The 26,349-nt window shown below is 66.2% G+C and carries 29 protein-coding genes, 1 tRNA gene and 1 pseudogene; 8 read left to right on the top strand and 23 right to left on the bottom strand.

What is annotated here, in order from left to right; translation table 11 throughout:
• The first annotated feature begins 346 nt into the window (after positions 1-346).
• Positions 347-1,111 (top strand): PEPxxWA-CTERM sorting domain-containing protein, encoded by a 765-nt coding sequence (locus GGQ62_RS16195; protein WP_243445979.1) that lies wholly within the window; start codon positions 347-349, stop codon positions 1,109-1,111.
• A gap of 46 nt (positions 1,112-1,157) precedes the next feature.
• On the opposite strand, the gene nuoF is transcribed toward GGQ62_RS16195, so the two are convergent.
• From nuoF to thiE, 12 genes and pseudogenes are all read right to left on the bottom strand, one after another.
• Complete coding sequence (nuoF, locus tag GGQ62_RS02095; protein ID WP_152576709.1) at positions 1,158-2,465, bottom strand: NADH-quinone oxidoreductase subunit NuoF; 1,308 nt, start codon at positions 2,463-2,465, stop codon at positions 1,158-1,160.
• A gap of 23 nt (positions 2,466-2,488) precedes the next feature.
• The gene (locus tag GGQ62_RS02090; protein WP_152576710.1) at positions 2,489-2,689 is read right to left on the bottom strand and encodes a hypothetical protein; all 201 of its coding nucleotides are present in this window, start codon (positions 2,687-2,689) and stop codon (positions 2,489-2,491) included.
• 211 nt (positions 2,690-2,900) lie between these two features.
• Positions 2,901-3,080 (bottom strand): hypothetical protein, encoded by a 180-nt coding sequence (locus GGQ62_RS02085; protein WP_152576711.1) that lies wholly within the window; start codon positions 3,078-3,080, stop codon positions 2,901-2,903.
• Positions 3,077-3,709 carry an NADH-quinone oxidoreductase subunit NuoE gene (gene nuoE, locus GGQ62_RS02080; RefSeq protein WP_152576712.1) on the bottom strand — a complete coding sequence of 211 codons (633 nt, stop codon included), beginning with the start codon at positions 3,707-3,709 and terminating at the stop codon, positions 3,077-3,079. The genes GGQ62_RS02085 and nuoE overlap by 4 nt, the downstream gene beginning before the upstream one ends.
• Before the next feature lie 110 nt (positions 3,710-3,819).
• Entirely contained in the window at positions 3,820-4,047 is a 228-nt protein-coding gene (locus tag GGQ62_RS02075) for a hypothetical protein (protein ID WP_152576713.1), read from the bottom strand.
• A gap of 131 nt (positions 4,048-4,178) precedes the next feature.
• Positions 4,179-5,330: an NADH-quinone oxidoreductase subunit D gene (locus GGQ62_RS02070; RefSeq protein WP_243446043.1), complete on the bottom strand. Its 1,152-nt coding sequence runs from the start codon at positions 5,328-5,330 to the stop codon at positions 4,179-4,181.
• A gap of 97 nt (positions 5,331-5,427) precedes the next feature.
• Positions 5,428-6,036 (bottom strand): annotated as a pseudogene (locus GGQ62_RS02065) (NADH-quinone oxidoreductase subunit C); the annotation flags it as partial.
• 47 nt (positions 6,037-6,083) lie between these two features.
• Positions 6,084-6,608 (bottom strand): NuoB/complex I 20 kDa subunit family protein, encoded by a 525-nt coding sequence (locus GGQ62_RS02060; RefSeq protein WP_152577071.1) that lies wholly within the window; start codon positions 6,606-6,608, stop codon positions 6,084-6,086.
• Between the two features lie 23 nt (positions 6,609-6,631).
• A complete protein-coding gene (gene ndhC / locus GGQ62_RS02055; RefSeq protein ID WP_152576715.1) occupies positions 6,632-7,009 on the bottom strand; it encodes an NADH-quinone oxidoreductase subunit A in 378 nt (125 codons plus the stop codon).
• A 101-nt stretch (positions 7,010-7,110) separates the two neighbouring features.
• Entirely contained in the window at positions 7,111-7,908 is a 798-nt protein-coding gene (locus tag GGQ62_RS02050; RefSeq protein WP_152576716.1) for an inositol monophosphatase family protein, read from the bottom strand.
• 124 nt (positions 7,909-8,032) lie between these two features.
• The gene (efp, locus tag GGQ62_RS02045) at positions 8,033-8,596 is read right to left on the bottom strand and encodes an elongation factor P (RefSeq protein ID WP_152576717.1); all 564 of its coding nucleotides are present in this window, start codon (positions 8,594-8,596) and stop codon (positions 8,033-8,035) included.
• A 93-nt stretch (positions 8,597-8,689) separates the two neighbouring features.
• A complete protein-coding gene (gene thiE, locus GGQ62_RS02040) occupies positions 8,690-9,379 on the bottom strand; it encodes a thiamine phosphate synthase (RefSeq protein WP_152576718.1) in 690 nt (229 codons plus the stop codon).
• A gap of 220 nt (positions 9,380-9,599) precedes the next feature.
• Here thiE and katG point away from each other — a divergent pair, with 220 nt between their 5' ends.
• Positions 9,600-11,819, top strand: coding sequence for a catalase/peroxidase HPI (gene katG, locus GGQ62_RS02035; protein ID WP_152576719.1), 2,220 nt, complete (start codon positions 9,600-9,602; stop codon positions 11,817-11,819).
• A 66-nt stretch (positions 11,820-11,885) separates the two neighbouring features.
• On the opposite strand, the gene GGQ62_RS02030 is transcribed toward katG, so the two are convergent.
• The 5 genes from GGQ62_RS02030 to tkt are packed head-to-tail and all read right to left on the bottom strand — an operon-like array spanning position 11,886 to position 17,417.
• Complete coding sequence (locus GGQ62_RS02030; RefSeq protein ID WP_152577072.1) at positions 11,886-12,794, bottom strand: class I fructose-bisphosphate aldolase; 909 nt, start codon at positions 12,792-12,794, stop codon at positions 11,886-11,888.
• Between the two features lie 47 nt (positions 12,795-12,841).
• Complete coding sequence (locus tag GGQ62_RS02025) at positions 12,842-13,174, bottom strand: hypothetical protein (protein WP_152576720.1); 333 nt, start codon at positions 13,172-13,174, stop codon at positions 12,842-12,844.
• Complete coding sequence (locus GGQ62_RS02020; RefSeq protein WP_243446045.1) at positions 13,171-14,361, bottom strand: phosphoglycerate kinase; 1,191 nt, start codon at positions 14,359-14,361, stop codon at positions 13,171-13,173. The genes GGQ62_RS02025 and GGQ62_RS02020 overlap by 4 nt, the downstream gene beginning before the upstream one ends.
• A gap of 29 nt (positions 14,362-14,390) precedes the next feature.
• The gene (gene gap / locus GGQ62_RS02015) at positions 14,391-15,398 is read right to left on the bottom strand and encodes a type I glyceraldehyde-3-phosphate dehydrogenase (protein WP_152576722.1); all 1,008 of its coding nucleotides are present in this window, start codon (positions 15,396-15,398) and stop codon (positions 14,391-14,393) included.
• 42 nt (positions 15,399-15,440) lie between these two features.
• The gene (gene tkt / locus GGQ62_RS02010; protein WP_152576723.1) at positions 15,441-17,417 is read right to left on the bottom strand and encodes a transketolase; all 1,977 of its coding nucleotides are present in this window, start codon (positions 17,415-17,417) and stop codon (positions 15,441-15,443) included.
• A 124-nt stretch (positions 17,418-17,541) separates the two neighbouring features.
• Between tkt and GGQ62_RS02005 the strand changes: the two genes are divergently transcribed.
• From GGQ62_RS02005 to GGQ62_RS01985, 5 genes are all read left to right on the top strand, one after another.
• Entirely contained in the window at positions 17,542-17,826 is a 285-nt protein-coding gene (locus GGQ62_RS02005; protein WP_153401074.1) for a hypothetical protein, read from the top strand.
• Positions 17,826-18,116, top strand: a complete 291-nt coding sequence (locus GGQ62_RS02000) for a cell division protein ZapA (protein WP_152576724.1) — start codon at positions 17,826-17,828, stop codon at positions 18,114-18,116. Before GGQ62_RS02005 ends, GGQ62_RS02000 begins: the two co-directional genes overlap by 1 nt.
• 209 nt (positions 18,117-18,325) lie before the next feature.
• Positions 18,326-18,892, top strand: a complete 567-nt coding sequence (locus GGQ62_RS01995; RefSeq protein ID WP_152576725.1) for a 5-formyltetrahydrofolate cyclo-ligase — start codon at positions 18,326-18,328, stop codon at positions 18,890-18,892.
• An 11-nt stretch (positions 18,893-18,903) separates the two neighbouring features.
• A complete protein-coding gene (locus GGQ62_RS01990; protein ID WP_152576726.1) occupies positions 18,904-19,146 on the top strand; it encodes a DUF2842 domain-containing protein in 243 nt (80 codons plus the stop codon).
• Positions 19,143-19,472: a chorismate mutase gene (locus GGQ62_RS01985; RefSeq protein ID WP_152576727.1), complete on the top strand. Its 330-nt coding sequence runs from the start codon at positions 19,143-19,145 to the stop codon at positions 19,470-19,472. The genes GGQ62_RS01990 and GGQ62_RS01985 overlap by 4 nt, the downstream gene beginning before the upstream one ends.
• A 49-nt stretch (positions 19,473-19,521) precedes the next feature.
• On the opposite strand, the gene GGQ62_RS01980 is transcribed toward GGQ62_RS01985, so the two are convergent.
• Positions 19,522-19,598, bottom strand: a tRNA-Asp gene (locus GGQ62_RS01980).
• Positions 19,599-19,688: 90 nt separating this feature from the next.
• Between GGQ62_RS01980 and GGQ62_RS01975 the strand changes: the two genes are divergently transcribed.
• Entirely contained in the window at positions 19,689-20,570 is an 882-nt protein-coding gene (locus GGQ62_RS01975) for an acyl-CoA thioesterase (protein ID WP_152576728.1), read from the top strand.
• Here GGQ62_RS01975 and GGQ62_RS01970 read toward each other — a convergent pair.
• The 5 genes from GGQ62_RS01970 to GGQ62_RS01950 all read right to left on the bottom strand — a co-directional run bounded on the left by GGQ62_RS01970 (position 20,565) and on the right by GGQ62_RS01950 (position 26,296).
• Positions 20,565-21,866, bottom strand: a complete 1,302-nt coding sequence (locus tag GGQ62_RS01970) for a dicarboxylate/amino acid:cation symporter (RefSeq protein WP_207790555.1) — start codon at positions 21,864-21,866, stop codon at positions 20,565-20,567. The genes GGQ62_RS01975 and GGQ62_RS01970 overlap by 6 nt on opposite strands.
• Positions 21,867-22,407: 541 nt before the next feature.
• Positions 22,408-23,169: a PEPxxWA-CTERM sorting domain-containing protein gene (locus tag GGQ62_RS16190; RefSeq protein WP_167649437.1), complete on the bottom strand. Its 762-nt coding sequence runs from the start codon at positions 23,167-23,169 to the stop codon at positions 22,408-22,410.
• Between the two features lie 108 nt (positions 23,170-23,277).
• Positions 23,278-24,501, bottom strand: coding sequence for a BaiN/RdsA family NAD(P)/FAD-dependent oxidoreductase (locus GGQ62_RS01960; protein ID WP_152576731.1), 1,224 nt, complete (start codon positions 24,499-24,501; stop codon positions 23,278-23,280).
• 137 nt (positions 24,502-24,638) lie between these two features.
• Complete coding sequence (locus GGQ62_RS01955) at positions 24,639-25,616, bottom strand: zinc-binding dehydrogenase (RefSeq protein ID WP_152576732.1); 978 nt, start codon at positions 25,614-25,616, stop codon at positions 24,639-24,641.
• A 20-nt stretch (positions 25,617-25,636) separates the two neighbouring features.
• Positions 25,637-26,296, bottom strand: a complete 660-nt coding sequence (locus tag GGQ62_RS01950) for a rhomboid family intramembrane serine protease (protein WP_152576733.1) — start codon at positions 26,294-26,296, stop codon at positions 25,637-25,639.
• Positions 26,297-26,349 lie beyond the last annotated feature (53 nt).

The following is a 26,349-nucleotide window of genomic DNA, read 5'->3' as shown; positions in this document are numbered from 1 at the left end:
ATGAATAGGGGATCAGACCCGGAAAGGCCAGTGAAAGCTGGATCGATACGGCCCGCAGCAGCGGATGCCCGCGCATGGTACCGCATTTGCCGCCGACCCCTCATGCGAACGACGTAACGCGCCAGCGCCCGGGCACATTCCGGCTTCGACATACCTCTTATGAAACGTTTCACCGTAAATATTTACGGAGTATTTACGGAGTCGGGGAAAGCGCAACCGCGCAAGACGACAGTTTGTCGATTATTGCCGGTTCTGCACACGCGAAGTGTCGAATTTCATTCGGAAAACAACAGGGGAGTGTAAATCGATGAAAAGGACTGCAATTGTTGTTGGCGCTTTGGCTGCATTGGCGGCGGCTGGGGCAAGTAGTGCCGCGCATGCCGCCGGCTTCGTCAACGGCGGCTTCGAAAATGGCACCGCAAGCGGCTGGACGCAGGGCGGCGGTTACCGCGGCCCCTATTTCAACAACCAGCTGACCCCTGCCCTGTTCACGCCCGGCGACGGCGGCGTTCGCTCGTCGGTCATCAGCGCCGGCTATGTCGATCCGCGCGTCGGGGCAGCGCTCGGCAGCACGGTTTACAGCGGCAATTATGGCTTCCGCGTCGAAGACACCACCACCGGCGGATATGCGTCGGTCATTCAGCAGCGCGTCAACAATTACACCGACGCCAACATCTTCTTCGCCTGGAAGTCCGTGCTGCTCGGCGCCCATGGCCCGAATGACGCCGCCACCATGATCATCACGCTGAGCGACCTGACCAGCGGCGCCGAGATCATCCGCCGCGAATATAATGCCGCCAATGGCGGCGGCGGTGTCGACTCCCGCTTCTCGCAGTCCGGCAGCAATTTCTACACGGCGAATTGGCAGATCGAACAGCTTGCCATCGACGCGTCGCTCGTCGGCCATGACTTCCTGCTGTCGGTGCTCGCGGCCGATTGCGAGCCGACCGCGCACTGGGGCTATGTCTATCTCGATGGCTTCGGCGCCGCGCCACCGCCGATCGGCGGCGTTCCCGAACCTTCCAGCTGGGCAATGATGATCGCCGGCTTCGGACTCGTCGGTGGTGCCATGCGCCGGCGTGCAAACCAGCCGACTCGCGTCACCGCCTGAGCAAATGCCACCCGGCGGTCGCCCAGCGCGACCGCCGGGTGGCAGCTTATTCCGCCGCCACCGCCATGGCGGGAACCTGCACAAAACCCTTGCGGCGCTGGATACGGCTTTCGATCTCCGGCCGGAAATGCCGGATCAGCCCCTGAATCGGCCAGGCCGCTGCGTCACCCAGTGCGCAGATCGTGTGACCCTCGATTTCCGTGGTGACCTCGAGCAGCAGGTCGATCTCGTGCGGCTCGGCGTCGCCCGTGACCAGCCGTTCCATCACCCGCCACATCCAGCCGGTGCCTTCGCGACACGGCGTGCACTGGCCGCAGCTTTCATGCTTGTAGAAATAGCTCAGCCGCGCGATCGCCCGGACGATGTCGGTCGACTTGTCCATGACGATGACCGCTGCCGTGCCCAGCCCAGACTTCAGCTCGCGCAGCCCATCGAAATCCATCGGCGCATCAATGATCTGTTCGGCCGGCACCAGCGGCACCGATGACCCGCCCGGAATGACCGCCAGCAGATTGTCCCAGCCGCCGCGAATCCCGCCGCAATGGCTTTCGATCAGCTCGCGGAACGGCAGGCCCATCGCCTCCTCGACGACGCAAGGCGTGTTCACATGGCCGCTGATCTGGAACAGCTTGGTGCCTTCGTTCTTGGGGCGGCCGATGGCGGCGAACCACGCCGGCCCGCGGCGCAGGATCGTCGGCGCCACGGCGATCGATTCGACATTGTTGACGGTGGTCGGATTGCCATAAAGGCCTGCACCGGCAGGAAACGGCGGCTTCAGCCGCGGCTGGCCCTTCTTGCCCTCCAGGCTTTCGAGCATCGCGGTTTCTTCGCCGCAGATATAGGCGCCGGCACCGCGGTGGACGACGACGTCGAAATCATAACCCGAACCACAGGCGTTCTTGCCGATCAGGCCCGCTGCATAGGCTTCGCGCACCGCCGCGAACAATGTTTCCGCCTCGCGCACATATTCGCCGCGGATATAGATATAGGCCGCCACCGCGCGCATCGCGAAGCCGGCGATCAGCGCGCCTTCGATCAGCTTGTGCGGGTCGTGCCGGATGATCTCGCGATCCTTGCAGCTGCCCGGCTCGGATTCGTCGGCGTTGATGACGAGGTAGCTCGGCCGCTCGGGGTTCGGCGTTTTCGGCATGAAGCTCCACTTCATGCCCGTCGGGAAGCCGGCACCACCGCGGCCCCGCAACCCGCTCGCCTTTATGGCATCGACGATGGCATCGGGCCCACACGCCATCAGCGAATTGGTGTCCTCCCAGTCGCCGCGCTTGCGGGCGTGTTCCAGGTTCCACGGCTGGAACCCGTAGAGATTGGTGAAGATCCGGTCCTGGTCAGCGAGCATTGCAAATGACCCAATTGTGAATGTCAGCCAGCATTGCGGTCTTCCAGCTTGCCGGCGCGGCGATCGAGCAGCAGCCCGACCAGAAGCGCGATGACGCTGATGGCAAACAGCAACTTGTTGTCGGTCGGGCGGGTGAACAGCAGGAACAGCGAGATTGTTCCCGTCACCACTGCGACGAGCATCGCCGCCAGCGAGACACGACGCAGCAGGGCAATGTTGTTCATGACTGCGCGCCAGCGAACGCGCCGTCCGGCAAACCGGACGGGCGACCATCGGACTGGCCAACGAAAACAAGCGGCGCGGCGCGCATCGGAAACTCCTGAAAGCTGTTATCGCTTTAAGCGGGCAAACGCCTCCCGGCTACCCCTTTGCATGGCGCCGGCCCAGGCTGCGGCGATGTTCCGCGCGCGCCAGAGCACCGTTCCGGCGAGTCGATTATCGGCCCGACCGGGCCCATTTGCGCAGCCCGATCCCCATGACCAGCAGTACGGTCCCAAGTCCAGCAAGCCCGGCCGACGGCGCGCCGGTGGCCGAGCGGTAGATGGAAAACAGGAGCACTGCCAGCGCCGAAACCAGCAAAACCATGCCGATTTGCGCCAGCAGCGGCGCCGTCATCCCGAAACCGCCAACAGTGTCGTGGGACCGTTTTCAGGGCAACTCGCTGTCCGCCCGATCTGCGACCCCGACGAAGGCGCTTCGCCACGCGCCAGCGCGGCCAGGACCGCGGTCATGCTGTCGTAGGTCAGGTCCTCGTAATTGTCGGCGTTGATCTGCACCATCGGCGCATTCGCGCAGGCACCGAGGCATTCGACCTCGCTGAGCGTGAACAGTCCGTCGGCGGTGTTGGCGCCCTTCTTCAAGCCGGCGTCCTTGCAGGCACGCATGACATCGTCCGAGCCGCGCAACTGGCACGGCGTCGTGCCACAGACCTGGACATGGAAGCGGCCGATCGGCGCCAGATTGTACATGGTGTAGAAACTGGCGACTTCGTACACCCGAATATAGGGCATGCCGAGTTGCCGCGCGATATGCTCGATCACCGGAACCGGCAACCAGGCGCTGCCCGTCGCGTCGCCCACCTGACCTTGCGCGAGCCACAACAACGGCATCACCGCCGATGCCTGGCGGCCCTGCGGATAGAGCGCGATGATACGATCCGCCTCAATGGCGTTTTCGGACGTCCAGGCAAAATCGCTGAACTCCGGCGCCGGCCTGTCGTTGCTGCCGATGGCTGCGCCCGTCATGATGCTGCCTTCACGATGTTGCCCGATGTCCTCGCTGCGGTGCCAGCGTCATAGGCCCGCAGCGCCAACGGATGCAACATGTCAGGCGAAAACCGACACCCCGACCGAGGTTACAGCCGATCGAGCGTCATCTTGTAAACGCTCCAGAGAAACCAGCCGATCATCAGAATCAGGATCAGGTCCATCCAGATCGACGGGTGATTGCGACCGGCAGCCCAGGCGAACCCCGCGCAAATCAGCGAAAGAAAAACGCCCTCGTCCTGTCCCCTGTACATGACCGATCCGACTCCCCAGCGACAATCCGACACAGTGCGGACCAGCGCCTTATCTATCACCATGAAGGGTTTTGACAAGACGTTGGCCGACTTTCACAAATGTGAAAGCGCCGCCCCCGTGCCACCGGCGCCTGGCGATGACAAGATAGGGAAATTCCCGGATCATTGCCGCAAAAACGGCAGCCTCCCGACGCTCAGCGATCGACTTCCCCGAAGACGATATCGAGCGACCCCAGAATCGCCGGCGCGTCGGCGAGCATATGGCCCTTGCACAGGAAATCCATCGCCTGGAGATGCGCCATCCCGGTGGCACGGATATGGCAGCGCCAAGGCTTGTTGGTGCCATCAGCGACCATGAAGATGCCGAATTCGCCCTTGGGGCTTTCGGTGGCCACATAGGCCTCGCCGGCCGGCACGTGAATGCCTTCGGTGTACAGCTTGAAATGGTGGATCAGCGCTTCCATCGACCGTTTCATCTCGCCGCGCGACGGCGGACTGACCTTGCGGTCGAGGGTCGCGTGCCGGCCTTCGGGCATCTCCTTCAGGCACTGGCGGATGATCTTCAGCGATTCGCGCATCTCGTCCATGCGGACCATGAAGCGGGCATAGCAATCGCCATCGTTCGACATGATGACGTTGAAGTCCATGCGGTCATAGGCATCGTAGGGCTGCGCCTTGCGCAGGTCCCAGGCGACGCCCGATGCGCGGATGCACGGGCCGGTGAAGCCCCAGGCAATGGCGTCTTCCTTCGAGATGACCCCGATATCGACATTGCGCTGCTTGAAGATTCGATTGTCGGCGACAAGGCCCTGCATTTCGTCGAGGACCTTGAGATAGCCGTCGCACCAGTCCTTGATGTCGCCGAGCAAGCCATCGGGCAGGTCCTGGTGGACGCCGCCGGGGCGGAAATAGGCGGCGTGGAAGCGCGCCCCCGACACCCGTTCGTAGAATTCCATCAGCTTTTCGCGTTCCTCGAACAGCCACAGGATCGGCGTCATCGCCCCCACGTCCATCGCATGGGTGGTGACGTTGAGGATGTGATTGAGGATGCGGGTGATCTCCGCAAACATCGTGCGGATATATTTGGCGCGCAACGGCACTTCGATGCCCGCCAGCTTTTCGATGGCGAGCACATAGCTGTGTTCCATGCACATCGGGCTGACATAGTCGAGCCGGTCCATGTACGGCAGCGCCTGCAGATAGGTCTTGTACTCGATCAACTTTTCGGTGCCGCGATGCAGCAGCCCGATATGCGGATCACAGCGTTCGATGACCTCGCCGTCGAGCTCCATGACCAGCCGCAGCACGCCGTGCGCGGCCGGGTGCTGGGGCCCGAAGTTGATCATGTAATTCTGGATATTGTTGGCCGGGTTGACCGGCGGCAACAGGTCGGCGGTATCCGCCGCCGTCCAGGCAGTCGTCGTCGCGGTCAGTTCAGCCATTGGGTTTTGCTCCGACCGCACCCTTTTCGTCGCCGGGGAGGACATAGTCGGTCCCCTCCCATGGCGACAGGAAATCGAAGCTGCGGAAATCCTGCGCGAGCTTCACCGGCTCATAGACGACGCGCTTGTGTTCCTCGGAATAGCGCAGCTCGACATGGCCGGTCAGCGGGAAATCCTTGCGAAACGGATGACCTTCGAAGCCATAGTCGGTCAGGATGCGACGCAGGTCGGGGTTGCCCTCGAACAGCACGCCATAACAATCCCAGGTTTCGCGCTCATACCATCCCGCCACCGGATAGACGCGCGTCAGCGACGGCACCGGCGTGCGATGGTCGGTCGTCACCTTGACGCGCAAGCGCAGGTTCCGTGCCATCGACAACAGGTGATAGACGACATCGAAACGCTCGACCCGGTCGGGGTAATCGACCCCGCAGATATCGATAAGCTGGTTGAGGCGCAGTTCGGGGTCGTCGCGCAGACGGGTGACGACGTCGACAATCGCGTCGCGGCGAACGACCACGCCGACTTCATGAGCATGTTCGATGATTTCAACCACCGCATCGCCGAGGAGCGCGCGCAGGTGGTCGCCGATGCCGTCCACCGTGGCCATCACCGGCCAGCTGTGGACGCCGAGTGCCGGAGTCACGACCGGTACACTCACCGTTCGAAACTCCCGACGCGGCGGATCTTGCGCTGCAGCGCCAGAATTCCGTAAAGTAGTGCTTCTGCCGTCGGCGGGCAGCCGGGGACATAGATATCGACCGGCACGATCCGGTCGCAGCCGCGCACCACCGAATAGCTGTAATGATAATAGCCGCCGCCATTGGCGCAGCTGCCCATCGAGATGACGTAGCGCGGTTCGGCCATCTGGTCGTAGACCCGGCGCAGCGCCGGCGCCATCTTGTTGCACAGGGTGCCGGCGACGATCATCACGTCGGATTGGCGCGGGCTGGCGCGCGGGGCGACACCGAAGCGCTCCAGATCATAGCGCGGCATGTTGGTGTGCATCATCTCGACAGCGCAGCAGGCCAGGCCAAAGGTCATCCACCACAGGCTGCCGGTGCGCGCCCAATGGAACAGATCTTCGGTGGAGGCGACGAGAAAGCCCTTGTCGCCGACCTCCTTGTTGACGTCGGCAAGCCAGTTGTCGCGGTTGTCCTGCGGCAGGGTCAGCCCGCGCATCTGCTGGTCTTCGGTGGCCGGCATCATTCCCATTCCAGCGCTCCCACCTTCCAGGCGAAGACAAGGCCGATGGCCAGTTCGCCCAGGAATTCGATCATCGCCCACCAGGCCGCCTCGCCACCCCAGTGCAGCGACACCGCCCAGGGGAACAGGAACGCGGCTTCGAGATCGAAGACGATGAAAAGGATCGCGACGAGGTAAAAGCGCACGTCGAACTGCGCGCGGCTGTCCGAAAAGGCGGGAAAGCCGCTTTCATATTCGGACAATTTGACCGTGTCCGGCTTCGATGTGCCGGCGAGTTTCGACACCACGATCGGCGCGCCGACAAAAATGAAGGCGAACACGATGCCGACCGTCAGGAACAGCAGGATCGGCAGATACTGGTTGGCGATCTCGGACATGGGTGCTGGCGCACTTTCGATCGATGGACTCGTGTCGGGCGCCTTCTATGCCGCGGTGCATCGGCAAGCAAGGCCGCCGCCCGCAACGAACGCCCGGCGCGTCAGCGCACCGCGCCGGCGACGAGCCGATGCAGTTTCGACTGGATATTGCCATTGGCGGCGACGATTTCGGCGCGTGCCACCATATTGTCCTGGCCGCGGTAATCGGTCACGAACCCGCCCGCCTCCCGCACCAGCAGGATGCCGGCGGCGCAATCCCAATATTTGAGGCCCGATTCCCAGAACCCGTCGAAGCGGCCTGCCGCGACCCAGGCGAGATCGAGCGCCGCCGCGCCGAAGCGCCGGACTCCGGCGACTTCGGGGATCACCGCAGACAGGATGCCCGAGAATTCTGCGGCGTTGCCATGGCCCTGGAAGGGGATGCCGGTGGCGATGACGCAGTCCGCCAGGTCGCGCCGCGCCGAAACGCGCAGCCGCCGGTCGGACAGCCAGGCACCCCTGCCCTTTTCGGCCCAGAAGCTCTCGCCGGTCAGCGGTTGGTGGACCAGCCCGGCGACGACCTCGCCCTGCACTTCCGCCGCAATCGAGATGCAGAAATGCGGCATGCCGTGGAGAAAGTTGGTGGTGCCATCGAGCGGATCGACGATCCAGCGCGCCTGGCTTTCGCGGCCGATGGTTTCCCCCGATTCCTCCATCAGCAGGCCCCAGTCGGGCCGGGCGTGCGTCAGCACCTCGCCGATCGCCTGTTCGGCGGCACGATCGGCATTCGACACGAAATCGGCCGGCCCCTTGCGGCTGACCTGCAGCGCATCGACTTCGTTGAAGTCACGCCGCAACCGCGGCGCCGCCTTGCGCGCGGCCTTTTCCATGACGGTGATCAGGGCAGAATGGGCAACCATGGCAAACTCCTCCCCTCCCGCGTGCGGGAGGGGTCGGGGGTGGGAAACAGCGCGACAGCGCTGAAATAATGCGGCGGCGGCATGGCCGGCCCCGCCCCCTCCCGCGCGCGGGAGGGGAAAAGCATCAATCCGCGCGGCGGACGTATTCGCGTTCGTAGGTATCGACGACGATCTTGGTGCCGGCATTGATGAACGGCGGCACCATGACCCGGACCCCATTTTCCAATATGGCGGGCTTGTAGCTCGACGACGCCGTCTGCCCCTTCACCACCGCCTCGGTATCACGGATCACCGCCTCGATGGTGTCGGGAAGCTGCACCGAGATCGGGCGTTCCTCATAGGTTTCCATGACCACATCCATGCCGTCCTGCAGAAAATCCGCGGCTTCGCCGAGCAGGTCGCGCGGCAAGCTGATCTGGTCGTAATTTTCCTTGTCCATGAACGTCAGCTGCTCGCCTTCGGCGAACAGGAACTGGAAATCACGCGTGTCGAGCCGGACTTTCTCGACCGTTTCCGCCGAACGAAAGCGTTCATTGGTCTTGCGGCCATCCATCAGGTTCTTGAGTTCGACCTGCATATAGGCGCCGCCCTTGCCGGGCTGGGTGTGCTGGATCTTCACGGCGCGCCACAGCCCGCCCTGATACTCAAGGATGTTGCCGGGGCGGATTTCGACGCTGTTGATCTTCACGGGAAACGGTCTCTTGCCTGACGTGGAAGCGGCAGCCCTTAGCCGACGCGGGCCGTTCTGCCAACTGCGGGCAGTGGCATCGGCCCCGATACCTTAACCGCCCAGGACCGCCTCGAATGCCCGGACCCCTGCCCCCGGCCCGTCCGGATGCTGCCAAACCGCGTTGACCACGGCGACGAAATCCGCACCTGCCGCCACGATCGGCGCTGCATTGGCCGGTGTGATGCCACCGATGGCGACGCAGGGCAGTTGGCTGATCGTCGTCCACCAGGTCAGGATTTCGGGCGCCGGACGATAATGGCTCGGCTTCGTCGTGGTTTCGTAGAACGCCCCGAATGCCACATAATCGGCACCCTCTTCACCGGCTTCCATCGCCAGATGGCGGCTGTCGTGGCAGGTCCGGCCGATCTGTGCCTCAGGCCCCAGCAGCGCGCGTGCGTCCTTGATGCCGCCATCCGACTGCCCCAGATGCACGCCATCGGCGCCTGCCGCCTTGGCGAGGTCGGCGCGGTCGTTCAGCAGGAACGCGACGTCATGCGCCTGGCAAATCGGCAGCAGGGCTGCGCAAGCGCGCAACACATCGGCATCCGGCACGTCCTTCAGCCGCAATTGAAAGGCGGCCACCGGCCCCCCCTGCAGCGCCGCCCGCAGATGATCCGCGAACTCCGCCACCACGATCGCCGGCGGTGATACGACATACAGCTGGCACGCCGGCCGCGCCTGGCGGGCGAAGCGGTCGCCGAAGCCCGGATCGAGCGGAATCAGTTCGTCACCATTTGTCATTGTTCGCAGTCACCCTCCAGGCGGTGGCAGCCCTATCGGGCGGCGCCGGGATCAGCAAGGCTCGGCCTGCATCGGCTGCAACCGCATTGGTCTGCAAGGGGCAAGGCCGCGCTCAATCATTGGCTCAATCGATGTGACAGCGAAAATCAATTTCCGGATCCGGCAATCGGTACGGCACAGCATCTTTTCCGGATCAGTTCACATCCGAAGGGGAAAATCGATGTACAAAAAGACCTTGTTTCTGTTGACGGCGGCCGCCATTGCCGCGTCACCGCTTGCCGCCCAGGTGCCGACGGCGTCGCCGGAACGGACTGTGCCCAATCAGTTCTGGTTCCCCGAACTGATCGACCTCAAGCCGCTGCGCCAGAATGCCGTCGAATCGAACCCGCTCGGTGCCAATTTCGACTATGCCGCCGCCTTCAAGACCCTCGACCTCAAGGCCGTCAAGGCCGACATCGAGGCCGTGCTGACCAAGTCGCAGCCCTGGTGGCCGGCCGATTATGGCAATTACGGCCCGTTCTTCATCCGCATGGCGTGGCACAGCGCCGGCACCTATCGCCTGGGCGACGGCCGCGGCGGCGCCGGTGGTGGGCAGCAGCGGTTCGAACCGCTCAACAGCTGGCCGGACAATGCCAATCTCGACAAGGCGCGGCGGTTGCTGTGGCCGGTCAAGCAGAAATATGGCGCCAAGATTTCCTGGGCCGATCTGATGGTGCTGACCGGCAATGTCGCGCTCGAAAACATGGGGTTCAAGACCTTTGGCTATGGCGGCGGCCGCACCGACGATTGGGAAGCCGACCTCGTCTATTGGGGTCCGGAAACCAAGATGCTCGACGACAAGCGCTATAGCGGTGACCGCCAGTTGAAGAAGCCGCTGGCGGCGGTGCAGATGGGCCTCATCTACGTCAACCCGGAGGGTCCGAACGGCAACCATGACCCGGTGTCGGCAGCGCGCGACATTCGCGAAACCTTCGGCCGCATGGCGATGAACGACGAGGAAACACTGGCGCTGATCGCCGGCGGCCACACCTTCGGCAAGGCGCATGGCGCCGTGAAGGTCGACTGCGTCGGGGCGGCACCGGCGGCCAACAGCATCGAACGGCAGGGCATGGGCTGGGACAACAAATGCGGGTCCGGCGCCGGTGGCGACACGATCACCAGCGGGCTCGAGGGGGCCTGGACGTCGACGCCGACCTTCTGGTCGATGCAGTATCTTGAAAACCTGTTCGCCTTCGACTGGGTGCAGTCGAAGACCCCGGCGGGTGCCGTGCAATGGATCCCCAAGGGCGGTGCGGCGGCAGGCACGGTGCCCGATGCGCATGACCCGGCAAAGAGCCATGCGCCGATCATGTTCACCACCGACCTGGCGCTGAAGGAAGACCCCGCCTATCGCAAGATCGCTCTGCGGTTCCAGAAGAATCCCAAGGAGTTCGAGCTGGCCTTTGCCAAGGCGTGGTACAAGCTGACCCACCGCGACATGGGGCCGATCGCCCGCTACATCGGCCCCGACGTCCCCAAGGAAACGCTGCTGTGGCAGGACCCGATCCCGGCCGTCGACCATCCGCTGGTGGGCGCGGCGGAGATCGGCCAGCTGAAGTCGCGGGTCCTCGCATCGGGGCTGACCAATGCCGAGCTGGTGCGCACGGCCTGGGCGTCGGCAGCCAGCTTCCGCGGCACGGACATGCGCGGCGGCGCCAATGGTGCACGCATCCGGCTGGCACCCGAAAAGGACTGGGCCGCCAACAACCCGGCCGAGTTGAAGAAGGTCCTGGCCGTCCTGGAGGGCATCCAGAAGGACTTCAACCGTTCGGCATCGGGCGGCATGAAAGTGTCGATGGCCGATCTGATCGTGCTGGCCGGGGGTGCCGGCATCGAGCGCGCGGCGCAGCAGGCGGGCAAGACCGTCACCGTGCCGTTCGAGCCGGGCCGGGCCGATGCCAGCCAGGCGCAGACCGACGTCGCGTCCTTCGCCGCACTGGAACCGAGCGCCGATGGCTTCCGCAACTACTACGGCCCGGGCAACCGCCTGTCGCCGGCGGAAATGCTCGTCGATCGCGCCAATCTGCTCAAGCTGACGGTTCCGGAGATGACCGTTCTCGTCGGCGGCCTGCGCGCCCTCGATGCCAATGTCGGCGGCACGAAAGCGGGCGTGTTCACCGACCGGCCGGGCACGCTGACCAACGACTATTTCGTCAACCTGCTCGGCATGGAGACGAAGTGGGTCAAGGCGCCCGGGACAGAAGGGCTGTACGAAGGCCGTGACCGCGCCAGCGACAAGGTCAAATGGACCGCGACGCCGGTCGACCTCGTTTTCGGGTCGCATTCGGAATTGCGCGCCGTTGCCGAAGTCTATGGCGCCAACGACGGTGCGGACAAGTTCGTCACCGATTTCGTCGCCGCGTGGAACAAGGTCATGACGCTGGACCGCTTCAAGGCCTGATTCCGGACGCACGCATGCAAACGGCGGCGCCGGGGCGCCGCCGTTTGTCATTCAGCCCCGGCAGGTTCAGTCGTTGCCGAGGTAGATTTCGACGATCTTGTCGAGCATCGCCAGCGCTTCGTCGCGCGGCCGCTGGAAGGTGTTGCGGCCGATGATCGAGCCGTTGCCGCCGCCGTCGCGAATGTCGCGGGCATCCTGATAGACGGCGTCGGCACCCTTGGCGGCGCCGCCCGAAAACACCACCAGACGGCGGCCGGCGAAGCATGCCTGCCGGACATGGGCAACCCGCTTGGCCTGGGTCGACCAGTCGCCGCCTTCATAGCTCTTCTTGGCGTCCTTCTGCTCGATATGGTCAGTCGGCAGCTTGACCTTGATGATGTGCGCGCCGGCCAGCGCCGCCATGTGCGCCGCATAGGCGCCGACATCGAGCGCCAGTTCGCCAGCCTTGGAAATCTCCCCGCCGCGCGGGTACGACCAGATGACGGTGGCGATGCCGACGGCCTTGGCTTCCTGGCTCAGCTCGCGAATTTCTTCCATCAGCTCGAAAATATCGTCCGAGCCCGGGTAGATGGTGAAGCCGATCGCCGAGCAGCCGAGCCGCAGCGCATCCTCGACGGTGCCGGTCACGGCCTGGTTGATGCTCGTCGACCAGCTGTTCGAGCTGTTGACCTTGAGGATGGTCGGGATCTGCCCGGCAAAGGTATCGGCACCGGCTTCGATCATGCCGAGCGGCGCGGCATAGGCCGACAGGCCGGCGTCGATGGCGAGCTGGAAATGGTAATGCGGGTCATAGGCCGGCGGGTTGGGCGAAAAGCTGCGCGCCGGGCCGTGCTCGAAACCCTGGTCGACGGGCAGGATGACCAGCTTGCCGGTGCCACCAAGGCGTCCCTGCATCAGGATGCGCGCCAGATTGGCCTTGGTGCCGGGGTTGTCGCTTTCGTAATTGGCCAGAATGGCGCGGACCGCAGGGGTCATTCCGGTGGTCTGGGGCGTGGTGGCGGACATCGTCGGGCTTCCTTCGTTCAATTCTTGAAATGGAGTTCGGCGACCTGCACGAACAGCTCGAAAATGCTCTCGGCGATTTCACAGGCCTCGCCTTCGGGCATGTCGGCGAGGGTGTTGGCGACGGCGCCGGTCTTCACCGCGCCGTTTTCGACCACCGGCCCGGCCTTGGTCATGCGTGCGGTGATCTCGTTGTAGATCAACCGCTCCTCGGGGCCGAATTCCTCGCCCTTCAGGTCGCGGATCGCCCGAAAGGCCTCGCCGATCCGGTCATGGATCGGATCGGCGGACCGCGCCAGCTTCCAGGCGGCAGGGTAGAGTTTTTCCCACAGATGTTCGGTGTCGATGGTCATGCGTGCCCCTTGCTGCCGGCCGATTCGCGCAGCGCATCGACCCCCGGCAGAGCCTTGCCCTCCATCCATTCGAGGAACGCACCGCCGGCGGTCGACACGAAACTGAACTGGTCGGCGACGCCGGCGTGGTTGAGCGCCGCCACCGTGTCCCCGCCGCCGGCGACCGACAACAGGCTGCCGCTTTGCGTCAGTGCGCCGGCAATGCGCGCCAGCGCCACCGTGGCGCGATCGAACGGCGGCGTTTCGAAAGCGCCCAGCGGCCCGTTCCACACCAGGGTCTTGCAGATCTTCAGCGCGTCGCCGAGCGCTTCGACCGCCGAATCGCCGATATCGAGGATCATCTCGTCATCCGCCACGTCATGGACATTGCACGTCCGGTGCGGGGCATTGGCAGCAAATTGTTTCGCCACGACGACATCATAGGGCAGATGCACCGTGCACCCCGCGGCGTCGGCCCGCGCCAGAATGTCCCGTGCGGTGCCGGCAAGGTCATGTTCGCACAGCGATTTGCCGACCGACACCCCCTTGGCAGCGAGAAACGTGTTGGCCATGCCGCCGCCGATCATCAGATGGTCGACACGGCTGACCAGATGCGTCAGCACATCGAGCTTCGACGATACCTTGGCGCCGCCGACCACTGCCGCCACCGGGTGTTCCGGATGGCCGAGCGCCTTTTGCAACGCCGTCAACTCGGCTTCCATCGAACGGCCGGCGAACGACGGCAGCAGCCGCGCCAGGCCGACTGTGGAGGCATGGGCGCGATGTGCCGCCGAAAAGGCATCGTTGACAAAAAAATCGCCCAGTTTCGCCATTTCGGCCGCGAACGCCGGGTCGTCGGCCTCCTCGCCGGCATGGAAGCGCGTGTTTTCGAGCACCACGACCGCGCCCGGAGCCAGTGCCGCGACCGCCGCCTGCGCTGCGGCACCGGCGCAATCCTCGACAAAGGCCACCGGCCGCCCGAGCACATCGGCGAGCGCCGCCGCCACCGGTCGCAGCGTCGCCGATCGATCGCCGCCCTTGGGACGGCCGAAATGCGACAGCACCAGCACCACCGCGCCGCGATCGGCGAGCGCCGCAAGGGTCGGCACGGCCGCCGTCAGCCGCGTCGCATCCCCCACATGCCCGTCGACCATCGGCACGTTGAGGTCGGCGCGGACCAGCACGCGCTTGCCCGCCACCTCGGGCATGGCGTCGATGGTCAGGAAATCCGCCACGTTCAGAGCAACTTGCCCATTGCGACGGCGGTATCGGCCATGCGGTTCGAAAAGCCCCATTCATTGTCGTACCACGACACGACGCGAACCAGGTCGCCGCCGATGACGGCGGTTTCCAGGCTATCGATCGTCGACGACGCCGGGCTGTGATTGAGGTCGATCGACACCAGCGGCTCGTCGGTCCAGTCGAGAATGCCCTTCAGCGCGCCGTCGGCGGCGGCCTTGAGAACAGCGTTGACTTCGTCCTTGGTGGTCGGCCGGCTCGACTGGAAGGTCAGGTCGACCAGGCTGACATTGGGGGTCGGCACGCGCACCGCCGACCCGTCGAGCTTGCCCTTCAGCTGCGGCAGCACTTCGCCCACGGCGCGCGCCGCGCCGGTCGTCGTCGGGATCATCGACAGGGCCGCGGCCCGCGCGCGGCGCGGGTCGTCGTGGATCTGGTCGAGGATCTTCTGGTCGTTGGTATAGGCGTGGATCGTCGTCATCAGGCCCTTGACGATGCCGAACTCCCGGTCGAGCACCATCGCGAACGGTGCCAGGCAGTTGGTCGTGCAGCTGGCGTTGGACACGATCTTGTGCTCGGCGGTCAGCTTGTCATGGTTGACGCCATAGACGACCGTCAGGTCGACGCCCTTGCCGGGCGCCGAGATCAGCACGCGCTTGGCGCCGGCCGTCAAATGCGCGGCGGCCTTGTCGGCGGCGGTGAAGAAGCCGGTGCATTCCAGCGCGATATCGACGCCCAGTTCGGCGTGCGGCAGCTTGGCCGGGTCGCGCTCGGCGGTGACGCGAATGCGATGGCCATCGACGATCATGTCGTTGCCGTCGACCTCGATCGTGCCGTGATAGGTGCCATGGACTGAATCGCGCTTGAGCAGCCGGGCGTTGGCGGCGGTGTCGGCAAGGTCGTTGATCGCGACCACGACGATGTCGTCGCGCTTGGCCTCGTGGATGGCGCGCAGGATGTTGCGTCCGATGCGGCCGAAACCGTTGATGGCGACCTTGATGGCCATGGCGTTCACTCCCTTTTGTCGTCGGCGGCGGCGCCCCCGACCTTATGAATTGCGTTGCAGCCGTGCCTTGACGCTGGCGGCGATCTTGGGACCCGTCAGCCCGAAATGATCGTAGAGGACGTCGATCGGCGCCGACGCACCGAAGCTGTCGACCCCGAAGTTCAGGCCGTCGGTGCCGGTGTAGCGCTGCCAGCCCAGGGTGACCCCGGCCTCGACCGAGACGCGCAGCACGTCACCACCCAGGATATCGGCGCGATAGGCGGCATCCTGGGCGTCGAAGGCTTCCCAGCACGGCATCGACACGACATCGCAGCCAAAGCCTTCGGCCTCGAGCAGCGCGGCCGCGGCGATGGCGATTTCCACTTCCGATCCGGTGGCGAGGAACACCACCGCGCGCGGCACGGTGGCGGCGCGCAACCGATAGCCGCCCCTGGCGGTCAGATTTTCGCCCGCCGTCAGCCGCAGCTGCGGCAGGTTCTGCCGGCTGAGCGCGAGCACCGACGGGCGCGTCGCATCGGCGAGCGCCAGTGCCCAGGCTTCGGCGGTTTCGACCGTGTCGGCCGGGCGATAGACGGCAAGGTTGGGAATGGCGCGCAGGCTGAGCAGATGCTCGACCGGCTGGTGGGTCGGGCCGTCCTCGCCCAGCCCGATGCTGTCGTGCGTCAGCACATGGATGACCCGGGCATGGCTGAGCGCGCCGAGCCGGATGGCGTTGCGCATGTAGTCCGAAAACACCAGGAAGGTGCCGCCATAGGGAATGACCCCGCCATGGAGGGCGAGGCCGTTCATCGCCGCCGCCATGCCGAATTCGCGGATGCCGTAATAGACATAGCGTCCGGCATAATCATCGGCCGAAAAGGTCGTCTGGTCCTTGGTGCGGGTGTTGTTCGAGCCGGTGAGATCGGCCGAGCCGCCGAGCAGGATCGGTGCCAGCGGGTTGATCGCCGCAAGCGCCAGTTCCGACGCCTTGCGCGTCGCGATCTTCTGCGGGCTGGCGATCAGCGCGGCGATATGGGCATCGATGCCGGCAAGCGCCGCGGCGGGCACGGTGCCGGCCATGCGCTGGGCAAAGTCCTCGGCATGCGGCGAGGCTGCCAGCCGCGCTTCCCACGCCGCGCGATCGGTGGCGCCGCGCCGGCCGGCGGCTTCCCATTCGGCCTTGATATCGGCGGGAATCTCGAACGCCGGCGCTGTCCAGCCGAGCGCTTCGCGGGCGCCGCCGATCTCCTTGGCGCCGAGCGGCGAGCCGTGCGACCCGCTGGTGCCGGCCTTGGTCGGGGCGCCGAAGCCGATGACGGTGCGGCAGGCGATGAGCGACGGCCGCGGATCGGCCTTCGCCGCCGTAAGGGCCGCATCGACCGATGCGAAGTCGAGCCCGTCGCAGGCGATGACGTGCCAGCCCGCCGCATCGAAGCGCTTGGCCATGTCCTCCGATGTCGACAGCGACGTGGCGCCGTCGATCGAGATGCGGTTGTCGTCCCACAGCACGTTAAGGCGGCCGAGCTTGAGATGGCCGGCGAGGCCGATGGCTTCCTGGCTGATGCCTTCCATCAGGCAGCCGTCGCCGGCGATCACCCAGGTGTGGTGGTCGACGAGATCATCGCCGAACACCGCGTTGAGATGACGCTCGGCCATCGCCATGCCGACCGACATCGCCAGCCCCTGCCCCAGCGGCCCGGTGGTGGTCTCCGCGCCGGCAAGTTCGAAATTTTCCGGGTGCCCGGCACAGGGGCTGCCGAACTGGCGGAAATTGCGAATGTCGTCGATCGTCGGGCGCGCATAGCCGGTCAGGTGGAGCAGCGCATAAAGCAGCATCGACCCGTGGCCGGCCGACAGAATGAAGCGATCGCGGTCGGCCCAGTCGGGCCGGCTGGCATCGAATTTGAGATGCCGGGTGAACAGCGCCGTCGCTGCATCGGCCATGCCCATCGGCATCCCCGGATGTCCCGAATTCGCCGCTTCGACCGCGTCCATTGCCAAGGCGCGAATGGCATTTGCCAGGGTGCGGGAATCGGTCATTTTGACAAACAGTCCGGATCAATGCCGGCAAGCCGGCGTGCAGGCGAATCGCGGCGGACATTGGCCAGACCCTGACGCTAGCGTCAACCGTGATGGACGCCGGTTTCGGCCACAACGATGCAGCATGCGCGTGCCGGGACGATTGACCGGTGTTGAGCAAGCGTCTTACACTTGGCGCCAAAGCCGCTGTTTTGACGGGACCCGCATTATTTCGACCGACACTGATCCGACCGCGGAGCTAACCGCGCACGCGCTTGCCGAACGCCTCGAATCGGCCCTGGCGCGGATCGACACCGCAATGGCCGCCCGCGCTGCCGAAGCGGCCGCGGCGACGCGGCGGCTGGCGGCGCTGCAAGCGGCTGCGGCCGATGCCGTTGCCGTTCTCGACACCATGATCGGAGACCGTTGATGGGACAGGTCAATGTCCAGATCGGCGGCCGCGGCTACCCCTTGTCGTGCCGCGACGGCGATGAACCGCATCTGGCAGCGCTCGCCGCCGACATCGCCGCCAAGGCCGACCGGCTGACCGGCCAGCTCGGCCAGATGAGCGAATCGCGGCTGTTGCTGATGACCGCGCTGATGATCGCCGATGAACTCCACGAGGCACGCAAGGGCCATTTCGGCACGGCCCCTGCCGACCCGCGGCTGGCAGCATTGGTGGCGCGCGCAGAAGCGCTGGCCGACGCATTGCAGGGTTGATCGCCCGCGCCTATATTGGCGACAGGCGGGACTGCCCGGCACGTGCATCGAGCATCCCTGAGGCGATTCACTATCCTAGGGGGCTGGCCCTGGGCGGACCGTGGTCCGTCCTATCTGGTTCCCACCTGACGTAAACGGCGTCAGAGGATCTTCTCGCAACGACCCATGGTGGTTCCGCCGACCTTCCCTTCTCCCAGTTGGCAGACCGCATGACCGACGATGCCAAGCCGGCGCTGCGCCAACTGTTCCGCGATGCCCGGCGCGAATATGTCGCGGGGCTGTCGCCCGACGCGCGGGTGGCGCTCGAAACCGCGCTGGCGGCCATGCTGGCGCCGGTCGTTGCCGGCCATTCGGTCACCGGCAGCTACGCCTCCAGCGGGGACGAGATCGATCCGCATGTCGTCGAGCGGGGCTTTGCCGCCTCCGCCTTCCCGCGGGTGACGCCCGGCGGGCTGACCTTCCACCAGTGCCGCTGGGCCGATCTGCGCCCGGGCTATGCCGGCATCCTGGAACCGCCGGCGGACGCGCCGCAGGTGACCCCCGACATGCTGCTGGTGCCCCTGATCGCCGTGACCCCCGCCGGTGTACGCCTGGGCCAGGGCCAGGGCCATTATGACCGCGCGCTGGCCGCGCTGCGCCGCCGGGCGCCGGTGCGCACCATCGGCCTTGCCTGGGACGTACAGGTCACCGACGACCTGCCGCGCGACGATTGGGACATTCCCGTCGACTATGTCGCGACGCCAACGCGTCTGTTCGATTGCGCCCGCCTCCGCTAACAGGCTGGGCCATGGCTCTTTCCCCTCCCCCCGAACCCAGCTGGCGCAAGCCCGTCGGCATGCTTGGCCTGCTCGGCTATCTCGCCCTTTACGCGCTGGTCGTCACCTCCTTCGCCGACGCGCTGGCGACATTGCCGCAGCCGCTGGTGGTGCTGGCCTATATCGCCGCCGGCCTCGCCTGGGTGCTGCCGCTGCGGCCGCTGTTCCTGTGGATGAACACCGGCCGCTGGACGCATGACGGAGAAGCGAAATGACCGCCGCGGACACTTTGCCGGCCGAGGTCAAGGCCGGTGCCGATTGCACGACGATGCTGGAGGTGCGCGCCGGCGTCGATGCGCTCGACCGGGCGCTGGTGGCGCTGCTGGCACAGCGGTTCGCCTATATGGACGCAGCGGCGCGCATCAAGCCCAGCCGCGACGCCGTGCGCGACGAAGCCCGCAAGGCACAGGTGATCGCCAATGCCAGCGTGGCCGCCGCTGCCGCCGGCCTGCCCGACGGGCTTGCCGAAACGCTGTGGGAAAGCCTGGTGGAAGCGTCCATCGCCTATGAACTGACCCGCTGGGACGCCGGCCGCGCCTGACGCCGGCCGGGCGTTACACCGATTGCGATGCCAACTGCCGGAACGGCAGTGGCGCGAGTGACGGGGCTCGAACCCGCGACCTCCGGCGTGACAGGCCGGCGCTCTAACCAACTGAGCTACACCCGCATAAGCGCTGCGGAGCCGGGGGATTAGGGTCGTGGTCCCGGCATGTCAAGCGCGCTTCCCCATGCGCGCAAATGATTCTACGCAGCAACGATGACGAACACCGATCCCGCCGCCAGCATCGCGCGCCTTCTCACCCTGCTCGACGTCGAACCGATCGCGGAAAACCGCTTTCGCGGCCAGTCGACCAACGAAGGCTGGATGCGCGTCTATGGTGGCCAGGTCGTCGCCCAGGCGCTGATGGCGGCGTCGAAGACGGTGGCCGACGGTCGGCTGTGCCATTCGCTGCACAGCTATTTCATCCGTCCGGGCGATCCTGCCCATTCCATCGACTATGTCGTCGAGCGCGATCGCGACGGCCAGAGCTTCACCACCCGGCGCGTTGTCGCGCTGCAGAAGGACCGGCCGATCTTCAACATGGCGGCGTCGTTCCAGACCGTCGAGCCGGGGCTGGTGCACGGCACGCCGGCGCCGCGCGTCACCCCGCCCGAAGAACTGCGCAGCGATGCCGAATGGGCGGAAATCAATGCGGAAAACACCCCCGAGCCGCACCGCACCTTGTGGCGGGAGCGCGAGCGCCCGCTGGAGTTTCGCCCGGTCGAACCGATGGACCCGTTCAATCCCGAGGCGCGCAGCCCCCGCGCCCGCCACTGGTGCCGCGCCGCGGCGCCGTTCCGCGCCGGCGAACCGGTAATGCGGGCGCTGTTCGCCTATGCCAGCGACATGACGCTGCTCGACACCTGCCTGTTGCCGCACGCCATCGGCTGGTCCGACCCGCGGCTGCAGGTCGCCAGCCTCGACCACGCCATCTGGTTCAACGCCACCCCCGATCTCAACGACTGGCTGTTGTTCGACCAGGATTCGCCGTCGGCGGCAGGTGGGCGCGGGCTCAATCGCGGCATCGTCCATGATCGCACAGGCGCGGTGGTCGCCAACATCGTCCAGGAAGGCCTTATCCGCTATCGCACGTCATGAGCGGACGGACCGTTGGCGCCCGAGGGTGGCAGCGAATCGCTTTTCGTCGATGCCGCCTTCCCAGCGCGACACCACCACGGTCGCCACCGCATTGCCGATGAAGTTGGTCAGCGACCGGCATTCCGACATGAAGCGATCGACCCCCAGGATCAGCGCCATGCCCGCCACCGGCACGCTCGGCACGATCGACAGCGTCGCCGCCAGCGTGATGAAGCCGGCCCCGGTCACCCCGGCGGCGCCCTTGGAGCTCAGCATCGCGACGCCCAACAGCAGCAATTGTTCGCCGAGCGACAGATGGATGTCGGTCGCCTGGGCGATGAACAGCGCCGCCAGCGTCATGTAGATGTTGGTGCCATCCAGGTTGAACGAATAGCCTGTCGGCACCACCAGCCCGACGATCGGCCGCGGGCAGCCGGCGGCTTCCATCTTCTCGATGAGGCTTGGCAGCGCCGATTCGGACGAGCTGGTGCCGAGCACGAGCAGCAGTTCCGCCTTCAGATAGCCGATGAGGCGGAAGATCGAGAAGCCGGCGGCCCGCGCCACCAGCCCCAATATGCCGAGGACGAAGATCAGCGCCGTCAGGTAGAAGGTGGCGACCAGTGCCGCCAGATTGGCGAGCGTGCCGATTCCATAGCGGCCGATGGTGAACGCAAAGGCACCGAAGGCGCCGATGGGGGCCGCGCGCATGAAGATGTCGACCAGCTTGAACATGCCGGCGCTCGCCGAACCCAGCACGTCGAGCAGCGGCCGCGCCGGCGCGCCGATGGTGGCCAGCGCGATGCCGAAGCTGATCGCGAAGAACAGCACCTGGAGCAGGTTGCCGTCGGCAAAGGCGCCGACGATGGTATCGGGGATGATGCCGGTCAGGAAGCCGATGAGCGTCGCGTCGTGTGCCTTGGCGACATATTCGCTGACAGCGCCGATCTGCAGCGATGCCGGGTCGATATTGAGCCCGGCCCCCGGCTGGACGACGTTGCCGACGACGAGCCCGACGACCAGCGCCAGCGTCGACATGATGAAGAAATAGACCAGCGCCTTGCCCGCCACCCGGCCGACGCTGGCGACGTCGCGCATGCCGGCAATGCCGGTGACGATGGTCAGGAAGATCACCGGGGCGATGACCATCTTGACCAGCTTGATGAAGCCATCGCCGAGCGGCTTGAGCGCCACGCCCGTCTCGGGCGCGAAATGCCCGATCAGCCCGCCGGCGACGATCGCCGCCAGCACCTGGACATAGATCTGGCGATAGAAAGGCCGGGGTCGACGCGAGACCGGTGTCGCTGGAATGATGGCGATGGTTCGGCTCCCCCTGTTCAGCCGACGCTAGCGCATTCGAGCCGGTGCACGCCAGCCGCGAACGGCATCGCAGCGCGGCGAACAGACCCTCCGCTCCGCCACCCGGCACGCCGATGGGCGCGTCCGGCGCCCTGCCGGCAATGCCGTCGGCAAAAGGCCATGCAGCCGGTCTCACAGGCTGAGCCCCGACGAGGCGTTCGAAGCGAGCGCCCATGGCAATGCCCGGTGGTGGATGTCATGCTTGCCCGGCGTCGTCAGCAGCCACGGCACGCGATGGCCAGCGGTCGCTGTACGCCGGCGACCCGCAGCCCAGACCCACAGGCCAGTGCGGGGACGGGACGGCGACATGCCGCCGGACCAGCCGCAATCCGCGGCCGGGGTGATGCATTCAGCGCACGCGCAAGGGGCGCGGCCGTGCCGTTCATGCAAAACGCCACCCCGGCCGCAGCCGGGGTGGCGCATTGTTGCAGGTCCGCACGAGAACGGCGAACCGCGTCTGCACCGATCGGCCGGAAGCTGGCTTCCGGCCGCGATGTCGGCGTCAGGCGACCACGGATGTCCGGCGGCGACGCGCAGCGGCACCGACCATGCCGAAGCCGGCAATGAGCATCGCCCAGCTCGAGGGCTCGGGAACGACCGCGGCCGCAGCCGTGGCCGACAGCTGGAAGTCATCGATGGCAAGGCCATGATCGTTGAACGCGGCATTGGTACCCGTCCAGCGAAGGAAGACGCTGTCGCCCTGTGCAATGTTGAGGCCGGTAATCACGCCGCTGATCGCGGTACGGTTGGCATTGCCGTCGCGCGCCGCATTGGCGGGCGTTCCCGGCGCAACGCTATAGTTCAGCGCCGAAAATTCGGTGTAGGTCCCGTTGGTCAGGCTGGTGGCGTCGAGCGAGTAGGAAAAGCTCAGCGTGTTGAGATTGCCGCTGGTGCCGACGCGCCACAGTTCGCCGAAATAGGCGATGTCGAGCTGGGTGATGGTGCTGCCCAGGTTGTTGGTGAACTCCGCGCCGAAACGCGGGACCAGCGATCCACTGGCAAGGCCGCCCAGCGCGCGTTCGGACGATCCGGTGGCGCCATAGCTGTAGGTGTTGCCGGCATTGTTCGAACCATTGTTCGCCGCATAGGTGGCATTGGCATTGCTGCCGCTTTCGGCGATGGCCCAGCCGGTCGGCAGAACGCTGCTCGTACCCGTGCTCGCGAGCGCGTTGAAATCCTGGGTATAGGGCACCGATGTGAGGGTGACGGCGGCATATGTCGGCATCGTCGCAACGGTGCCGAGAACCACCGCTGCAATTGTCATTGAAGAACGCATTAACTAGCTCCCTGAGTGGCCGGGAATGAAATTAACCCCCGCGCAACACGCAACTAACTGGTTAATAAGTAAGATTAGTGACACGATGATGAAGTGTTAAACCGATGTGACGTTTCTCGGCCCGGCGCCCTCCATCGTTGCAGCGATCGCCGTACCTGCAGCCCAGCCGCTGGCCCATGCCCATTGGAAGTTGTAACCGCCGAGCCAGCCGGTGACGTCGACCGCTTCGCCAATGGCATAAAGGCCGGGAACCTTGCGCGATTCCATCGTCTGCGACGACAGCCCGTCGGTGGCGATGCCGCCGACGGTGACTTCGGCCTTGGCAAAGCCTTCGCTGCCATTGGGATGGAACTGCCAGTCCCCCAGCCGGTGTTCGAGCTCGGCCAGTCGGGTGTCGGACAGGCTGTTGAGGTCGCCATAAAGCCCGATACGCTGCCACAGGGCATCGGCGAGGGCGTTGGGCAGCAGCGCCGCCAGCTGGTTGCGCAGGAACGTCCGCGGCCGCGCCCGCTTGGCGGCGGTCAGCCAGCCGGCTGGCGCATCGGGCAGGAAATCGATGCCGATCGGCTGGCCATGGCGCCAATAGCTCGACACCTGCAGGATGGCCGGGCCCGACAGGCCGCGATGGGTGAACAGGGCGGCCTCGCGGAACGCCGTCTTGCCGCAGCGCGCCACGACATCGGTGGCGACCCCCGAAATGTCGCGGAACAGCATGTCATCGCCGGCCAGCGTCAGCGGCACCAGCGCCGGGCGCGGCTCAACGATGGCATGGCCGAAGCGGCGGGCGAGGCCATAGGCATAGTCGGTGGCGCCCATCTTGGGAATCGACGGCCCGCCGGTGGCGACGACCAGCGCCGGCGCGGAGGCGGTGCGATCGCCATGGGCGACGCGAAAGCGGCCATCGGCGTGATCGACGGCGCCGATGCCGCGCCCCAGGCTGAGGGTGACGCCGCCGGCGTCGCATTCATCGAGCAACATGGCGACGATGGCGCGCGCCGAGCCGTCGCAGAACAGCTGCCCCAGCGTCTTTTCATGCCAGGCGATGCGGTGCCGATCGACCAGCGCGAGGAAATCCGCCGGCGTGTAGCGGCGCAGCGCGCTTTTGGCGAAATGCCGGTTGGCCGACAGATAGCGATCGGGCACCGCGCCGATGTTGGTGAAGTTGCAACGGCCGCCGCCGGAAATGAGGATCTTCTTCCCCGGTTCGTCGGCGTGGTCGATGACGAGCACGCGCTTGCCGCCCTGCCCCGCCACGGCGGCGCACATCAGGCCGGCGCCGCCGCCGCCGAGGATGATCGCATCATAGGTCTGTTCGGTCATCGCGCCTGCCTTGCGCCTTGTGGCGGCGGACGCAAGGGGGTTTGGCTGCGTCCCTCGACTTCGCTCGGGATGAGCGGAACTGGTGACTGTCGCTATCCTCGCGCATCCCGAGCGAAGGCGAGGGACGCGCTGGCCCGTTAAATCCGCACCACGCCCTTGCCGGCCAGCGTGCCCGCCGCCATCGCCGCGAACAGCGCGCCGGCGTCCGCCAGCGGCACCACCGCGCCGATCTGCGGGCGCAGTGCGGCGGCGCGGGCGTCGATGGCGGCGATGTGGCGCTGGCCGGCGGCCGGGTCCTGCCGGGCATATTCACCGGCGCGGACGCCCAGGATCGCGATTTCCTTGATCAGCGCGCGGTTGAGCGGCACCGATGCCATGCCGCCGACAAAGCCGATGACGAGATAGCGGCCACCGCGTCGCAGCGTCCGCAACGCCGGCAGCGCCAGCGCCCCGCCGACGGGATCGAACACCAGGTCGATGTCGCGCAGCGTAATATCGGGCGCCGTCCTTTCGATCAGGATGGTATCGTGCGCGCCTGCCGCCCGTGCCGTTGCCAGCCGGTCGGGCGACGACGCCACCGCCGTGACATGCGCGCCTTCCTGCGCCGCCAGTGCCACTGCCGCCAGCCCCATGCCGCCGCCGGCGCCGGTGACCAGCACCCGTTCCCCCGCCGCCAGCCGCCCGCGCGTCATCAGCCCGACCCAGGCGGTGAGCGCGCCGACGGTGAACGCCGCCGCCTCCGCATCGTCCAGCCCCGGCGGCACCGGCCGCACGCCCGTGGCCGCCAGCGTCAGCCGTTCGGCGAAGCAGCCGCCGCGGCCGCCGACGATGACGCGCGCGCCCAGCAGGGTTTCGGCGCCGGTGCCGGCGGCGATGACCGTGCCACAGGCTTCGGTCCCGGGAATGAACGGCAGGTCGGGGCGGAACTGGTAGCCGCCCGACAGCATCAGCAGGTCGGGGAAGTTGAGCGCGGCGCGGGTGATGGCGACGGTGACCTCGCCCGCGCCCGGCGCCGCCGGCTCGGGCCAGTCGGGTTCGAAGCGCAACCCCGATCGGTCGGCGGCAAGATGGTGGCAGACGATGGCGCGCATCGCCGGGATATGCCCGGCGTCCACGCGCCCGGCCAGTCGCAAAGCTAGTAGGGCCGCGGCCCCTTGCCCCAGAAACGCGCCACCACCAGCCCGGTCAGGAACCCGCCGATATGCGTCCAGATCGCGATGCCGCCGCCGGGGCCGGTGTTGAAGGCGAGGCCGGTGAGCAGCTGCAGCCCGATCCAGGTCGCCGCGTACCAGAGCGATGTCAGCGTTTCGCCGGGAATGGCGATGCCGATGAAACGGCGCGGGGCCATGCGGCTGGTGGCGAACAGCACGGCATAGGCGCCGAAGATCGCCGCAATGGCGCCGCTGGCACCGACGACCGGCACGGTGCCCTGCGGGTCCGCGACCACCTGCGCCACGCCACCGATGATGCCGCCGGCGAGGAACAGCCCGACCAGCGACCACCGCCCCGTCACCCATTCGACATAGCGGCCGACCCAGGCGAGGAACAACAGGTTGAGCCCCAGGTGCAGCCAGCCGCTGTGCAGGAACATGTGCGTCACCAGCGTCGGCGCGCTGGTGAGCAACGGCGCATTGCCGACGAGCATCGCGGTGATGCGCGCCGGGATGAGCCCGAAGTTGAAGATGACCGCCTGGCCGAACCCGACGCTGCCCACCGCCATGGCCGCCTGCACGGCGACGCACAGCCCCAACAGGCTGTTGGTGGCCAGCGGCGTCGGCGGTTTGAAGGGCTTCATTCGGACTATATGGCTCCCGACCGGTCGAACGCCAAGGCCGGGCAAGCCGGGTG

It is taken from the genome of Polymorphobacter fuscus (assembly GCF_011927825.1).
Lineage (GTDB): Bacteria > Pseudomonadota > Alphaproteobacteria > Sphingomonadales > Sphingomonadaceae > Sandarakinorhabdus > Sandarakinorhabdus fusca.
The sequence above is the reverse complement of the archived record's forward strand: the minus strand, read 5'-3'. Positions and strand labels throughout refer to the sequence as shown.

Excerpts from the sequence above, each read along its gene's own strand:
- nuoF (WP_152576709.1), bottom strand. The coding sequence starts at position 2,465 with ATGCTCGCTGACCAGGACCGGATCTTCACCAATCTCTACGGGTTCCAG.
- GGQ62_RS02090 (WP_152576710.1), bottom strand. The coding sequence starts at position 2,689 with ATGAACAACATTGCCCTGCTGCGTCGTGTCTCGCTGGCGGCGATGCTC.
- GGQ62_RS02085 (WP_152576711.1), bottom strand. The coding sequence starts at position 3,080 with ATGACGGCGCCGCTGCTGGCGCAAATCGGCATGGTTTTGCTGGTTTCG.
- nuoE (WP_152576712.1), bottom strand. The coding sequence starts at position 3,709 with ATGACGGGCGCAGCCATCGGCAGCAACGACAGGCCGGCGCCGGAGTTC.
- GGQ62_RS02075 (WP_152576713.1), bottom strand. The coding sequence starts at position 4,047 with ATGGTGATAGATAAGGCGCTGGTCCGCACTGTGTCGGATTGTCGCTGG.
- GGQ62_RS02070 (WP_243446043.1), bottom strand. The coding sequence starts at position 5,330 with ATGATCAACTTCGGGCCCCAGCACCCGGCCGCGCACGGCGTGCTGCGG.
- GGQ62_RS02060 (WP_152577071.1), bottom strand. The coding sequence starts at position 6,608 with ATGCGCGGGCTGACCCTGCCGCAGGACAACCGCGACAACTGGCTTGCC.
- ndhC (WP_152576715.1), bottom strand. The coding sequence starts at position 7,009 with ATGTCCGAGATCGCCAACCAGTATCTGCCGATCCTGCTGTTCCTGACG.
- GGQ62_RS02050 (WP_152576716.1), bottom strand. The coding sequence starts at position 7,908 with ATGGTTGCCCATTCTGCCCTGATCACCGTCATGGAAAAGGCCGCGCGC.
- thiE (WP_152576718.1), bottom strand. The coding sequence starts at position 9,379 with ATGACAAATGGTGACGAACTGATTCCGCTCGATCCGGGCTTCGGCGAC.
- katG (WP_152576719.1), top strand. The coding sequence starts at position 9,600 with ATGTACAAAAAGACCTTGTTTCTGTTGACGGCGGCCGCCATTGCCGCG.
- GGQ62_RS02030 (WP_152577072.1), bottom strand. The coding sequence starts at position 12,794 with ATGACCCCTGCGGTCCGCGCCATTCTGGCCAATTACGAAAGCGACAAC.
- GGQ62_RS02025 (WP_152576720.1), bottom strand. The coding sequence starts at position 13,174 with ATGACCATCGACACCGAACATCTGTGGGAAAAACTCTACCCTGCCGCC.
- GGQ62_RS02020 (WP_243446045.1), bottom strand. The coding sequence starts at position 14,361 with ATGCCCGAGGTGGCGGGCAAGCGCGTGCTGGTCCGCGCCGACCTCAAC.
- gap (WP_152576722.1), bottom strand. The coding sequence starts at position 15,398 with ATGGCCATCAAGGTCGCCATCAACGGTTTCGGCCGCATCGGACGCAAC.
- tkt (WP_152576723.1), bottom strand. The coding sequence starts at position 17,417 with ATGACCGATTCCCGCACCCTGGCAAATGCCATTCGCGCCTTGGCAATG.
- GGQ62_RS02005 (WP_153401074.1), top strand. The coding sequence starts at position 17,542 with ATGCGCGTGCCGGGACGATTGACCGGTGTTGAGCAAGCGTCTTACACT.
- GGQ62_RS02000 (WP_152576724.1), top strand. The coding sequence starts at position 17,826 with ATGGGACAGGTCAATGTCCAGATCGGCGGCCGCGGCTACCCCTTGTCG.
- GGQ62_RS01995 (WP_152576725.1), top strand. The coding sequence starts at position 18,326 with ATGACCGACGATGCCAAGCCGGCGCTGCGCCAACTGTTCCGCGATGCC.
- GGQ62_RS01990 (WP_152576726.1), top strand. The coding sequence starts at position 18,904 with ATGGCTCTTTCCCCTCCCCCCGAACCCAGCTGGCGCAAGCCCGTCGGC.
- GGQ62_RS01985 (WP_152576727.1), top strand. The coding sequence starts at position 19,143 with ATGACCGCCGCGGACACTTTGCCGGCCGAGGTCAAGGCCGGTGCCGAT.
- GGQ62_RS01975 (WP_152576728.1), top strand. The coding sequence starts at position 19,689 with ATGACGAACACCGATCCCGCCGCCAGCATCGCGCGCCTTCTCACCCTG.
- GGQ62_RS16190 (WP_167649437.1), bottom strand. The coding sequence starts at position 23,169 with ATGACAATTGCAGCGGTGGTTCTCGGCACCGTTGCGACGATGCCGACA.
- GGQ62_RS01960 (WP_152576731.1), bottom strand. The coding sequence starts at position 24,501 with ATGACCGAACAGACCTATGATGCGATCATCCTCGGCGGCGGCGGCGCC.
- GGQ62_RS01950 (WP_152576733.1), bottom strand. The coding sequence starts at position 26,296 with ATGAAGCCCTTCAAACCGCCGACGCCGCTGGCCACCAACAGCCTGTTG.